The organism is Cellulomonas gilvus ATCC 13127, assembly GCF_000218545.1.
Lineage (GTDB): Bacteria > Actinomycetota > Actinomycetes > Actinomycetales > Cellulomonadaceae > Cellulomonas > Cellulomonas gilvus.
Window position 1 is genome coordinate 1,770,123 of record NC_015671.1, and the last position, 13,143, is coordinate 1,783,265.

Sequence of the window (13,143 nt, forward strand, 5' to 3'; positions counted from 1 at the left end):
GGTGGGCAGGATGGGGCCATGCAGCGCATCGGGTTGACGGGCGGGATCGCAGCGGGGAAGTCGGTGGCCGCACGCCGGCTGGCCGAGCTGGGCGCGGTGGTGATCGACGCGGACGTGCTCGCGCGCGCCGCGGTCGAGCCCGGGACGCCGGGGCTGGACGAGGTGGTCGAGGAGTTCGGGGAGTCGGTCCTTGCCCCGGACGGCGCGCTGGACCGTGCGGCGCTGGGTCGTCTGGTGTTCGACGATCCCGCGGCCCGGGCACGGCTGGAGGCGATCGTGCACCCGGTGGTGCGGCGGCTCGCGGCCGAGCAGGAGGCGGCGGCGGCGGCGCTCGACCACGGTGCCGTGGTGGTCCACGACATCCCGTTGCTGGTCGAGACGGGACGGGCCGACGAGTTCCATCTCGTGGTGGTGGTGCACGCGCCCGCGGTGCTGCGCGTCGAGCGGCTGGTGCGTCTGCGCGGCATGGACCGTGCGGACGCCGAGGCCCGGGTCGCCGCGCAGGCGGGTGACGACGAGCGGAGCGCGGTGGCTGACGTGGTGCTGGACGGCACGGGCAGCGACGAGGACCTCCGCGGTCAGGTGGACGCGCTGTGGGACCGCCTCGTGGGCGAGCAGCGCCAGGAGGCCGCCGCGGGGCTCTGATTCCCCCGTTCGCAGTAACGCGACGGCTCGGTAGCCGTGGGAATCGGACACGGGCGTTCCACGGCTCCCTGATCTGCGCTACCTTGCCCGTGCCTAGGGGGCAGGTCCGGCGCCGATGGCGACGCCGGGGGTCGATGGAGGGATGAGATCCATGGCGAAGCCCGTCCAGACGCGTGCGTCGGTGTCGATCGGCTCCTCGCTCAGCGAGGGCCGCATGCTGGAGCTCGCGGAGAAGAGCTCGTCCGCGGTCGACGACAACGTCGGGCGCATCCGGCTCGAGAGCCGCGCCGCGCACTCGGAGATCTTCTCGCTGCGCGACCACTTCGAGGGTCACGAGCTCATGCGGTTCGAGGTGACGACGACGCGTTCCGTGGGCCGGACGACGGCACGCACGGCGATCACGTCGTTCACGGTCAAGGAGGGCGGGATCGCGTCGCTCGTGCCGATGGCCAAGCGCAAGCTCGCGGGGTTCAGCGCCTACGAGGCGTTCATGGACCAGTACGTGAGCGCCGTGGTCGCGGAGGACCGCGAGGCGATCGTCACGCTCGTCGACGGCAAGGACTGACACCACCGGTTCCCCGGGGAGGCGCCGACCGGCCGTGGTCGGCGCCTCCCCGGCGGTGTGTCAGTGGTGCGTCGTACGGTGTCCCCATGCGTCCCGTGACCGATCTGCAGCGCACCGTCGCCCCGTTCGAGGTCGTGTCCGAGTACACGCCGTCGGGGGACCAGCCGGCCGCCATCGCCGAGCTCGCCCAGCGGCTCAACGCGGGTGAGAAGGACGTCGTGCTGCTCGGAGCGACGGGGACGGGCAAGTCCGCGACCACCGCGTGGCTCATCGAGCAGGTGCAGCGCCCGACGCTCGTCATGGCGCCCAACAAGACGCTGGCGGCACAGCTCGCGACCGAGTTCCGCGAGCTCCTGCCCAACAACGCGGTCGAGTACTTCGTGTCGTACTACGACTACTACCAGCCCGAGGCGTACATCGCGCAGACGGACACCTACATCGAGAAGGACTCGTCCATCAACGACGAGGTGGAGCGGCTGCGGCACTCCGCGACGTCGTCGCTGCTGACGCGGCGGGACGTCGTGGTGGTGGCGTCGGTCTCGTGCATCTACGGCCTCGGCACGCCCCAGGAGTACGTGGACCGGATGGTCACGCTGCACGTGGGCGACCAGGTGGACCGGGACCAGCTGCTGCGGCGGTTCGTGCAGATGCAGTACACGCGCAACGACCTGGCGTTCACCCGCGGCACGTTCCGGGTGCGCGGCGACACGGTCGAGATCATCCCGAAGTACGAGGAGCTCGCGATCCGGATCGAGTTCTTCGGCGACGAGATCGAGGCGATCGCCACGCTGCACCCGTTGACGGGTGACGTGGTGCGCGCCGAGGAGCAGATGATGATCTTCCCGGCGACGCACTACGTCGCGGGACCCGAGCGCATGGAGCGCGCGATCGGGGGCATCGAGGCCGAGCTCGAGGCACGCCTCGCCGACCTGGAGAAGCAGGGCAAGCTGCTCGAGGCGCAGCGGCTGCGCATGCGGACCACGTACGACATCGAGATGATGCGCCAGGTCGGCTCGTGCTCGGGCATCGAGAACTACTCGCGGCACATCGACGGGCGCACGGCGGGCTCGGCGCCGAACACGCTGCTCGACTACTTCCCGGAGGACTTCCTCCTGGTGATCGACGAGTCGCACGTGACCGTGCCGCAGATCGGTGCGATGTTCGAGGGCGACATGTCGCGCAAGCGCTCGCTCGTGGAGCACGGCTTCCGCCTGCCGAGCGCGGTCGACAACCGGCCGCTGCGCTGGGAGGAGTTCGTCGACCGGATCGGCCAGACCGTGTACCTGTCGGCGACGCCGGGCGACTACGAGCTGTCGATGGCCGACGGGGTGGTCGAGCAGATCATCCGGCCCACGGGGCTCGTCGACCCCGAGGTCGTCGTGAAGCCGACCAAGGGCCAGATCGACGACCTCCTGGGCGAGATCCGCGAACGCGTCGAGAAGGACGAGCGCGTCCTGGTGACGACGTTGACCAAGAAGATGGCCGAGGACCTCACCGACTACTTCCTCGAGAAGGGCGTGCGCGTCCGCTACCTGCACTCCGAGGTCGACACGTTGCGACGCGTCGAGCTGCTGCGGGAGCTGCGGCTCGGCGAGTACGACGTGCTCGTGGGCATCAACCTGCTGCGTGAGGGCCTCGACCTGCCGGAGGTGTCCCTGGTGGCGATCCTCGACGCGGACAAGGAGGGGTTCCTGCGCTCGGGCAAGTCGCTCATCCAGACCATCGGTCGCGCGGCCCGCAACGTGTCCGGCCAGGTGCACATGTACGCCGACAAGATGACGCCGGCCATGCGCCTGGCGATCGACGAGACCACGCGTCGCCGCGAGCGACAGGTGGCGTACAACCTGGCGAACGGCATCGACCCGACGCCGCTGCGCAAGAAGATCGGCGACATCACCGATCTGCTGGCGCGTGAGGACGCCGACACCGCAGAGCTGCTGGGCGGTGGCGGCCGGCAGACGAGCCGCGGCAAGGCGCCCGTGCCGGGCTTCGGCTCGCGGGTCGCGCACGACGACCGGACCCGCCTGACGGGTGCGGCCGCGGGCGAGCTCGCGTCGCTCATCCAGGACCTGACCGAGCAGATGCACGCTGCGGCCGGCGAGCTGCAGTTCGAGCTCGCGGCCCGGCTGCGCGACGAGATCTCCGGCCTCAAGAAGGAGCTGCGCGGCATGCAGGCCGCCACGGCCTGAGGGCGCGCCCCCGGGCGGGGGCCCGGGTGGCGGTCTCGGTCGTCGAGGCCGCGGGACGACGAGGAGGAGCACCACATGGCGATCCGCATCCAGGTGACGTTCGACGCCGCCCACCCGCCGACGCTCGGGGCGTTCTGGGCCGAGGCGCTGGGCTATGTCGAGGACGCCCCGCCGCCGCCGTACACGTCGTGGGACGAGGCGCTCGACGCGATGGGCGTGCCGCTCGACCAGCGTGACACCGCCTACGCGGTGGTCGACCCCGACGGCGTGGGTCCGCGGCTGTGGTTCCAGAAGGTGCCCGAGGAGAAGGCCGGCAAGAACCGGGTCCACCTCGACGTGAACGTGGGCGCGGGCGTGCCGCGGCCGGAGCGGCCCGACGCGGTGCGTGCGCGCGCCACCGAGCTCGAGGCGCTCGGGGCCCGGCGGCTGTACGAGAAGGACGAGCTCGGCTCGTTCTGGGTCACGATGCAGGACCCGGAGGGCAACGAGTTCTGCCTCCAGTAGGCGTTGCGTGGCTGCCACGGCGACATGTGCACAGGGATGCCTTAGCATTGTCGACGTTGAAGGGGAGTACCCCACAAGCGACCGTGTCGTCATCACGGATCCCGGCCATCCGGGACCCGGTGCGGTCTGCCTGACACGTCAGGCGGGGGAGACCTTCGGTACCGCGTCATCACCCGTACCGGAGGTCTGTCTGTGGACGTCTCGCTGCCCGTCTGGATCCTCACCGGCGTCGTCATCGTCGGTCTGATCTTCTTCGACTTCTTCGCTCACGTGCGCACGCCGCACGAGCCCACGTTCCGCGAGTCGGCCTGGTGGTCGGCGGTCTACATCGCTCTCGCGGTGGTGTTCGGCATCGGCGTCGGCATCGCCGCCGGGTGGGACCTCGGCACGGAGTACTTCGCGGGGTACGTGACCGAGAAGAGCCTGTCGGTCGACAACCTGTTCGTGTTCCTCATCATCATGACGAGGTTCGCGGTCCCGAGGGCGTACCAGCAGAAGGTGCTCCTGGTCGGCGTCGCGATCGCCCTGGTGCTGCGGACGGTGTTCATCCTGGTCGGCGCGGCGGCGATCGAGCAGTGGTCCTGGGTGTTCTACGTGTTCGGCGCGTACCTCGTCTACACCGGGTGGAGCCTGGCCCGCGAGCACGCGACCGAGCCCGACGAGAACGCCGGCAACGGCCTCCTGGTGCGCTGGGTGCGGCGCGCGCTGCCGACCACCGACGAGTACCACGGCGACCGTCTGTCGGTCCGCATCGACGGACGCCGCGTCCTGACGCCCATGCTCCTGGTGATGGTCGCGATCGGCTCGACCGACATCCTGTTCGCGCTCGACTCGATCCCCGCGATCTACGGCCTGACCGAGGAGCCGTACATCGTGTTCACCGCCAACGCGTTCGCGCTCCTGGGCCTGCGTCAGCTGTACTTCCTCATCGGCGGGCTCCTCGAGCGCCTGGTCTACCTGTCGCAGGGCCTCGCGGTCATCCTGGGCTTCATCGGCATCAAGCTGGTGCTGCACGCGCTGCACACCAACGAGGTCGCGTTCATCAACGGCGGAGAGCACGTCGAGTGGGCGCCCGAGATCCCGATCTGGCTGTCGCTGACGGTGATCCTGGGCACGCTGGCGGTCGCCACGGTCGCGAGCCTGGTCAAGACCCGCCGCGAGGACAAGACGCCCGTCCTGACGGACTGAGCCGCCGAGCCCGCGCGGCGCCGGATGCCGCGCGGGCCCCCGGCCTACGGCCGCCGATCGGCGCCGCCGGGCAGGCTCAGGCCGACCAGGGCCCGATCACGACGTCCCAGCGGCGGATCTCGGTCGCGGCGACGAGGCCTTCGCGGGCGAACGGGTCGTCGTCGAGCAGGCGCCGGAGTGCGGCCTCGTCGGCGACCTCGAACACGAGGAGCGCCCCAGGGGGACCGTCCGGGAAGGGCCCGGAGCCGCGCAGGGCGCCCGCGTCGGCCAGGCCGGCGAGGTAGGCGCGGTGCTCGGGCCGCACGCGGTCACGGACCTCCGCGCGCTCGTCGTACGTGTAGCGGACGGCGTAGGTGGGCATGGCGCCATCCTGCCGCAGGTCGCGGCGCCCGCGGGGCACCTGGCGGCGCGTGCGCGCGGCGGGTGGCACAGTGGTCCGGTGACCACGACCCTCACCCTCTCCGACGGGATGCGGATGCCCGCCGTCGGCTTCGGCGTCTACAAGGTGGCGGACGAGGCCGCCGGACCCGCGGTCGCGACCGCGCTCGAGGCGGGCTACCGCCTGGTCGACACCGCGACGCTCTACGGCAACGAGCGCGGGGTCGGCCGTGCGGTGCGGGACAGCGGCCTGGACCGGGACGACGTGTTCGTCACGACCAAGCTGTGGAACGACGCGCACGGCCCGGACGCCGCGCGGGCCGCGTTCGAGCAGTCGGTCGAACGGCTCGGTCTGGGCGCACCCGATCTGTACCTGATCCACTGGCCGGTGCCGTCGCGGGACCTGTACGCATCGACGTGGCGCACGCTGATCCAGCTGCGTGACGAGGGGCGTGTGCGTTCGGTGGGCGTGTCGAACTTCCAGCCCGCGCACATCGCGCGCATCGTCGACGACTCGGGTGAGGTGCCCGTGGTCAACCAGGTGGAGCTCCACCCGTACCTGCAGCAGCGTGAGCTGCGTGCGCTGCACGCCGAGCTCGGCATCATCACGCAGGCCTGGTCGCCGCTCGGACGCGGTGCCGTGCTGACCGACCCGGTCATCGGCGACATCGCCCGGTCGCACGGCGTCAGCCCGGCACAGGTGGTGCTGCGCTGGCACCTGGACCTCAACGTGGCCGTCATCCCGAAGTCGGTCACGCCGGCACGCATCCGCCAGAACCGGGACCTGGCCGGGTTCGAGCTGTCCGACGACGACCACGCGCGCATCGCGGACCTCGACCGCGACGAGCGCACGGGTTCGCACCCCGACCTGGTCGCCTGACCGATCCCCCGCACGACCCCCACGAGAGAGCGAGCACCATGCCGCGCGAGCTGCGGACCCTCCTGACCGACGAGCTGCTCGAGCGCGTGCACGCACGTGCCGCGGGCCACGACCGGGACAACACGTTCCCGCACGAGGACCTCGCGGACCTGGCCGCGGCGGGGTACCTCCAGGCGTTCGTCCCGGAGCGACTCGGCGGTGCGGGCCTCACGCTCGAGGAGGTGAGCCGCGAGCAGGTACGACTCGCGGCCGCCGCGCCCGCGACCGCGCTCGCCGTGAACATGCACCTGGTGGTCACGGGGCTCGCGGCGCTGCTCGTCGGCCGGGGCGACGACTCGGTCGAGTTCGTGCTGCGCGACGCGGCCGCGGGCGAGGTGTTCGCGTTCGGCAACTCCGAGGCGGGCAACGACCTGGTGATGTTCGGGTCGCGCACCCGGGCCGAGCGTCAGCCGGACGGCGGCTACCGGTTCACGGGGACCAAGATCTTCACGTCGCTGTCACCGGTGTGGACGCGCCTGGCGACGTTCGGCCTGGACGAGGACGACCCGGACGGTCCCCGGCTGGTGCACGCCGTCGTCGGACGCGCCGGCGTGACGACGAAGGACGACTGGGACACGCTCGGCATGCGCGCCACGCAGTCCGCGACCACGGTGCTGGACGGCGCGTACGCGGCGCCGGAGCACGTGTACCGCAGGCTGCCGCCGGGGCCGTCGGCGGACCCGTTCATCTTCGCGCTGTTCGCGGTGTTCGAGGTGCTGCTCGGCGCGGTGTACACGGGGATCGGGCGCCGCGCGGTGGAGCTCGCGGTCGCGAGCGCGCGTCGTCAGACCTCGTTCAAGAACGACGGGCGCGCGTACGCGCAGGACCCCGACATCCGCTGGCGGATCGCGGACGCGGGGCTCCTGCAGGACGGTGCCGAGCTCCAGGTGTTCGCGCTCGCCCGCGACGTCGACGAGCGGGCCGACCACGGTGCCCGCTGGTTCGCGCAGCTCGTCGGGCTCAAGGTCCGCGCGACCGAGTCCGCGCGGCAGGTGGTCGAGCTCGCGCTGCGCGCGTCGGGCGGCGGCAGCTACTTCACGGGCAACGAGCTCGGACGGCTGTACCGGGACGTGCTCGCCGGCATCTTCCACCCGTCCGACGACGAGTCGGCGCACGCGACCGTGGCGGCCTCGCTCCTGGGCCCGCCGGACTGACGGAGCTGAGGCTCACCCGCGGCGGTCACCACCCGCGGGCGCGCCACGCGGCCAGGTGCGGCCGCTCGGTCCCGAGTGTCGTGTCGTCACCGTGGCCCGGGTAGATCCACGTGTCGTCGTCGAACCGGTCGAACAGGTGCGTGACGACGTCGTGCCACAGCCGCGCGAAGTCGTCGGGACCGTGCGTCTTGCCCACGCCCCCGGGGAACAGCGAGTCACCCGTGAGCACGTGCGCGCGCCCCGGGTGCGCCGCGTGCTCCGGCTCGCGGTAGACGAGCGCCACCGAGCCGGGGGTGTGGCCGCGCAGCGCGACCACCTCGAGCGTCACGTGGCCGACGACGAGCAGGTCGCCCGCGTGCAGCCGGCGCGTGACCGGGACGTCGGCGGCCGCAGCCACCGCGTCGGCGTCGTCGGCGCCCGCCGCGACGTGCGCACCCGTGACGGCGACGACCGACCGCAGCGCGCCCAGGTGGTCGCCGTGCCGGTGCGTGGTGACGACCGTGTCGAGCCGCGCCGCGCCGTTGCCCTCGCGGACCAGGGCGAGCAGGCGGTCGGCGTCGGCCGCGGCGTCGACCAGCAGCTGCGCGCCGTCACGTCGGCACGTGACCAGGTACGCGTTGTTGTCGAGCGGGCCCACCGAGACCTTGCGGAGCACGACCTCGTCCAGCACGCGGACGGCGGTCGGGCCTCCGGGCTCCACGTGGCCGTCGTACCCGTCGGCCGGCCGGTCCGGGGTCATCGTGCGCTCCCGCTGGTCTGCGCGGCCGCGACCGCATGCGCCTGCGCATGGCTGTGCGCGGCGCGCACCAGAGCCAGGTGGGAGAGCGCCTGGGGGACGTTGCCGGCCATGCGGCCCCCCACGGGGTCGTACTGCTCGGCCAGGAGGCCGACGTCGTTCGCGAGGCCGACCGCCACGTCCAGCACCGCGCCGGCCTCCTCGACCTGACGCGTCCGGGCGAGTGCGTCCGCGAGCCAGAACGAGCACGCCAGGAACGCGTTCTCGGTACCGGCCAGGCCGTCGTCCGTGCGGTCCGTGCGGTAGCGCAGCAGCAGTCCCGGAGCGATCTCCAGCTCCTCGCGGATCGTCCGGACGGTGGCGAGCACGCGGGCGTCGTCGGGCGGGAGGAAGCCGATCTGCACCATCTGCAGCAGCGCGGCGTCGGTGTGCGCGCTGCCGTACGACTGGGTGAACGTGCCGCGTCCCGGGTCCCAGCCGTGCTCGAGGACGTCGGCGTGGATCTCGTCGCGCGCGGCGCGCCACCGCTCGACCGGGCCCGGCAGCCCGTGCACCTCGACGGCGCGCACGGCACGGTCGACCGCGGCCCACGCCATCATCTTCGAGTGCACGAAGTGCCGCGGCTCGCCGCGGACCTCCCAGATGCCACGGTCGGGCAGGTGCCAGCTCCGCAGCAGCTCCTCCAGAAGGTGGCACTGCAGCGACCACGAGTCGCGCGTCTCCGCGAGGCCGGCGTCCCGCGCCGCCTCGAGCGCGCACATGACCTCGCCCAGGACGTCGTTCTGGACCTGGCCGACCGCGGCGTTGCCGATCCGCACCGGACGGGACCCCGCGTAGCCCGGCAGGTGGTCCAGCGTGCGCTCGGGCAGGTCACGGCCGCCGTCGAGGCGGTACATGATCTGCAGGTCGCCCGGGTCGCCCGCGACAGCCCGCAGCAGCCAGTCGCGCCACTGGCGCGTCTCGTCCCGGAAGCCCTGCTCGAGCAGTGCCTCGATGGTCAGCGCCGCATCCCGGAGCCAGCAGTAGCGGTAGTCCCAGTTCCGTTCGCCGCCGAAGTCCTCGGGCAGCGACGTGGTGACCGCGGCAGCGATCCCGCCCGTCTCGAAGTCGGTGAGGAGCCGCAGCACCAGGAGCGAGCGCACCACGGCCTCGCGGTGCGGACCCTGATACGTGGCGTCGCGCGCCCACAACCCCCACGCGATCCGCGTCGAGTCGATGCGCCCGAGCACCGTGAGCACGGGCGGGACGGGCGCCCAGGACGGGATCCACGTGAGCGAGAGGTCGACGCTCTCCTGCTCGTGCAGGACGAACTCGTCGACGTGGTGGTGGTCGCTCGCGCGGGGCAGCCGCGAGCCGCGCAGCAGGACCGAGTCCGGGCCGGCGACGGCGCGGATCGCCTCTTCGCCGTGGTCGTCGACGCGCATCACCCACGGCTGCACCGCGCCGTAGCCGAAGCGCACGACCCATTCGTGGCGCACCTCGACGCGTCCGCTCGTGCACGTGATGCGGCGGACCAGGTCGGCGCGGCCGTCCGCGAGCGGCATGGTCTCGGTCACGACCGCGGTGCCTGTGGGCGACACGTACGTGGTCTCGAGGACGAACGAGTCGTCGACGTAGCGGCGCGTGACCTCGGTCGCGTCGGGCACCGTGAGCAGCCAGTGCCCGTGCTCGCGCGTCCCGACGAGCGCCGCGAAGCATGCGGGAGCGTCGAAGTGGGGGAGGCACAGCCAGTCGACCGAACCCCTGAGCGAGACGAGGGCCGCGGTGCGGCCGTCGCCCAGCACGGCGTACTCCGAGATCGGCGCTGCGGACGGGGGAGCGGCGGCATCGTTCGTCATGGCCCGTCCAGCATGGCCCGGGCGACGCTGACCAGCACGTCGGCGCGCACGCGCGGGTCCGGGCGGGCGGCCGAGGCCCAGGTCACGTCGAACGAGTGTGCGAATGTCGGTGCCGAACCGTAGACTCCCCGACGTGAACGACCGTCTGGTGGTGCAGGGCGCCCGCGAGCACAACCTCCGTAACGTCGACCTCGATCTGCCGAGGGACGGCCTCATCGTCTTCACCGGCTTGTCCGGCTCGGGGAAGTCGTCGCTGGCCTTCGACACGATCTTCGCGGAGGGCCAGCGGCGCTACGTCGAGTCGCTCTCGGCGTACGCCCGGCAGTTCCTCGGGCAGATGGACAAGCCTGACGTCGACTTCATCGAGGGTCTGTCGCCCGCGGTCTCGATCGACCAGAAGTCGACCAACCGGAACCCGCGCTCGACGGTCGGCACGATCACCGAGGTGTACGACTACCTGCGCCTGCTGTTCGCACGTGCGGGCACGCAGCACTGCCCGGAGTGCGGTGAGCGCGTCACCGCCCAGACCCCGCAGCAGATCGTCGACCGGCTGCTCGAGCTGCCGGAGGGCACGCGGTACCAGGTGCTCGCGCCCGTGGTGCGCGGGCGCAAGGGTGAGTACGCGGACCTGTTCGCCGAGCTGCAGGGCAAGGGCTTCGCGCGCGCACGGGTCGACGGCGAGGTCGTCCAGCTCGCGTCTCCGCCCACGCTCGAGAAGAAGCTCAAGCACGACATCGAGGTCGTCGTGGACCGGCTGGTGGCCCGTGAGGGCGTGCAGCGACGCCTGACCGACTCGGTCGAGACGGCGCTGGGGCTCGCCGGTGGGCTCCTCGTGGTGGACATGGTCGACCTGGACATCGACGACCCCGCCAAGGAGCGCCGGTTCTCCGAGCACCGCGCGTGCCCCAACGACCACGTGCTCACGCTCGACGAGATCGAGCCCCGGACGTTCTCGTTCAACGCGCCCTACGGCGCGTGCCCCGAGTGCACCGGGATCGGCTCGCGCCTCGAGGTGGACCCGGACCTCGTGGTCCCCGACGAGGACCTCTCGCTGGACGAGGGCGCGATCGCGCCGTGGGCGCAGATCTCGTCGGACTACTTCGCGCGCGTGCTCGCGGCGCTCGCGCAGGAGATGGGCTTCTCGACGAGCGTGCCGTGGCGCGCGCTGCCGCAGCGGGCGCGGGACGCGGTGCTGTACGGGCGCAACCACGAGGTGCACGTCCGGTACAAGAACCGCTGGGGCCGTGAGCGGCAGTACTCGACGGGCTTCGAGGGCGCTGTGACGTTCCTCGAGCGGCGTCACAACGAGACCGACTCGGAGTGGAGCAAGGAGAAGTACGAGGCGTACATGCGCGAGGTGCCGTGCCCCGTGTGCCGCGGTGCGCGCCTCAAGCCCGAGGTGCTCGCGGTCAAGGTCGGCGGCCGCTCGATCGCCGAGGTGTGTGACCTGCCGATCAACCAGGCGCGCGCGTTCCTCGACGGGCTCGAGCTCGGGGTGCGCGAGCAGCAGATCGCCGCGCAGGTGCTCAAGGAGATCCAGGCGCGCCTGGGCTTCCTGCTCGACGTGGGACTGGACTACCTGTCGCTGACGCGGCCGGCGGCGACGCTCTCCGGTGGCGAGGCGCAGCGGATCCGGCTCGCGACGCAGATCGGGTCCGGTCTGGTGGGCGTGCTCTACGTGCTCGACGAGCCGTCGATCGGGCTGCACCAGCGCGACAACCGCCGTCTGATCGACACGCTCACGCGGCTGCGGGACCTCGGCAACACGCTGATCGTCGTCGAGCACGACGAGGACACGATCCGCACCGCGGACTGGATCGTCGACATCGGCCCCGGAGCGGGTGAGCACGGCGGGCACGTGGTCCACTCGGGCGACCTCGCGGGGCTGCTCGCGTCGGCCGAGTCGGTCACGGGCGCCTACCTGTCCGGACGTCGCCAGATCCCGATGCCGGCAGCACGCCGCCCGGTCGACCCCAAGCGGCAGGTCACCGTGAAGGGTGCGCGCGAGCACAACCTGCGCGGCATCGACGTGTCGTTCCCGATCGGCGTGCTGACCGCCGTGACGGGCGTCTCCGGCTCGGGCAAGTCCACGTTGGTGAACTCGATCCTGTACACGGTCATGGCGAACGAGCTGAACGGCGCGCGTCAGGTGGCCGGCCGGCACAAGCGCGTGACCGGGCTCGACCAGCTGGACAAGGTCGTGCACGTGGACCAGGGCCCCATCGGCCGGACGCCGCGGTCGAACCCGGCGACGTACACGGGTGTCTGGGACCACGTCCGACGCCTGTTCGCCGAGACGACCGAGGCGAAGGTCCGCGGCTACACGCCGGGTCGCTTCTCGTTCAACGTCAAGGGCGGCCGCTGCGAGGCGTGCTCGGGTGACGGCACGCTGAAGATCGAGATGAACTTCCTGCCGGACGTCTACGTGCCGTGCGAGGTGTGCCACGGCGCGCGCTACAACCGCGAGACGCTCGAGGTGCACTTCAAGGGCAAGACCGTCGCGGACGTGCTCAACATGCCCATCGAGGAGGCGGCCGAGTTCTTCGCGGCCGTCCCCGCGATCAGCCGACACCTGACCACGCTCGTCGACGTCGGGCTCGGCTACGTCCGGCTCGGCCAGCCCGCACCGACGCTGTCCGGTGGCGAGGCCCAGCGCGTCAAGCTCGCGGCCGAGCTGCAGCGTCGGTCGAGCGGCCGCACCGCGTACGTGCTCGACGAGCCGACCACGGGTCTGCACTTCGAGGACATCCGCAAGCTGCTCGGCGTGCTGCAGTCGCTCGTCGACAAGGGCAACACGGTCATCGTGATCGAGCACAACCTGGACGTCATCAAGAACGCCGACTGGGTGATCGACATGGGCCCGGAGGGTGGCTCAGGGGGCGGGCTGGTGGTCGCCGAGGGCACGCCGGAGCACGTCGCGACCGTCGCCGCGAGCCACACCGGGCGGTTCATCGCGGAGGTGCTCGAACCGGAGCGCCAGCAGGCGTCGGCCTGAGGCCTCCGCCGCTGCCCCCGAGCCGGCCGGCG

The 13,143-nt window shown here is 71.8% G+C and carries 11 protein-coding genes; 8 read left to right on the forward strand and 3 right to left on the reverse strand.

Annotation, left to right across the window (positions count from 1 at the left end; translation table 11 throughout):
• The first annotated feature begins 18 nt into the window (after positions 1-18).
• The 5 genes from coaE (at position 19) to CELGI_RS08220 (ending at position 5,091) form a co-directional block, all read left to right on the forward strand.
• Positions 19-645: a dephospho-CoA kinase gene (gene coaE / locus CELGI_RS08200; protein WP_013883655.1), complete on the forward strand. Its 627-nt coding sequence runs from the start codon at positions 19-21 to the stop codon at positions 643-645.
• A gap of 151 nt (positions 646-796) precedes the next feature.
• Positions 797-1,210: a hypothetical protein gene (locus CELGI_RS08205; RefSeq protein WP_013883656.1), complete on the forward strand. Its 414-nt coding sequence runs from the start codon at positions 797-799 to the stop codon at positions 1,208-1,210.
• An 86-nt stretch (positions 1,211-1,296) separates the two neighbouring features.
• Positions 1,297-3,399 (forward strand): excinuclease ABC subunit UvrB, encoded by a 2,103-nt coding sequence (uvrB, locus tag CELGI_RS08210; protein ID WP_013883657.1) that lies wholly within the window; start codon positions 1,297-1,299, stop codon positions 3,397-3,399.
• A 75-nt stretch (positions 3,400-3,474) separates the two neighbouring features.
• Positions 3,475-3,903: a VOC family protein gene (locus CELGI_RS08215; RefSeq protein WP_013883658.1), complete on the forward strand. Its 429-nt coding sequence runs from the start codon at positions 3,475-3,477 to the stop codon at positions 3,901-3,903.
• Between the two features lie 192 nt (positions 3,904-4,095).
• On the forward strand, positions 4,096-5,091 hold the full coding sequence (locus CELGI_RS08220; protein WP_013883659.1) for a TerC family protein: 996 nt from the start codon (positions 4,096-4,098) through the stop codon (positions 5,089-5,091).
• A 76-nt stretch (positions 5,092-5,167) separates the two neighbouring features.
• On the opposite strand, the gene CELGI_RS08225 is transcribed toward CELGI_RS08220, so the two are convergent.
• Positions 5,168-5,452, reverse strand: coding sequence for a YciI family protein (locus tag CELGI_RS08225; protein ID WP_013883660.1), 285 nt, complete (start codon positions 5,450-5,452; stop codon positions 5,168-5,170).
• Positions 5,453-5,530: 78 nt separating this feature from the next.
• Here CELGI_RS08225 and CELGI_RS08230 point away from each other — a divergent pair, with 78 nt between their 5' ends.
• Positions 5,531-6,349, forward strand: coding sequence for an aldo/keto reductase (locus CELGI_RS08230; RefSeq protein WP_013883661.1), 819 nt, complete (start codon positions 5,531-5,533; stop codon positions 6,347-6,349).
• A 38-nt stretch (positions 6,350-6,387) separates the two neighbouring features.
• The gene (locus CELGI_RS08235; RefSeq protein ID WP_013883662.1) at positions 6,388-7,542 is read left to right on the forward strand and encodes an acyl-CoA dehydrogenase family protein; all 1,155 of its coding nucleotides are present in this window, start codon (positions 6,388-6,390) and stop codon (positions 7,540-7,542) included.
• A gap of 25 nt (positions 7,543-7,567) precedes the next feature.
• On the opposite strand, the gene CELGI_RS08240 is transcribed toward CELGI_RS08235, so the two are convergent.
• Together CELGI_RS08240 and CELGI_RS08245 are read right to left on the reverse strand one after the other, a co-directional pair.
• Positions 7,568-8,281: an MBL fold metallo-hydrolase gene (locus tag CELGI_RS08240; protein WP_013883663.1), complete on the reverse strand. Its 714-nt coding sequence runs from the start codon at positions 8,279-8,281 to the stop codon at positions 7,568-7,570.
• Positions 8,278-10,116, reverse strand: a complete 1,839-nt coding sequence (locus tag CELGI_RS08245) for a glycoside hydrolase family 15 protein (protein WP_013883664.1) — start codon at positions 10,114-10,116, stop codon at positions 8,278-8,280. Before CELGI_RS08245 ends, CELGI_RS08240 begins: the two co-directional genes overlap by 4 nt.
• Positions 10,117-10,249: 133 nt before the next feature.
• On the opposite strand from CELGI_RS08245, the gene uvrA reads away from it, so the two are divergent.
• On the forward strand, positions 10,250-13,111 hold the full coding sequence (gene uvrA / locus CELGI_RS08250) for an excinuclease ABC subunit UvrA (RefSeq protein ID WP_245528074.1): 2,862 nt from the start codon (positions 10,250-10,252) through the stop codon (positions 13,109-13,111).
• Positions 13,112-13,143 lie beyond the last annotated feature (32 nt).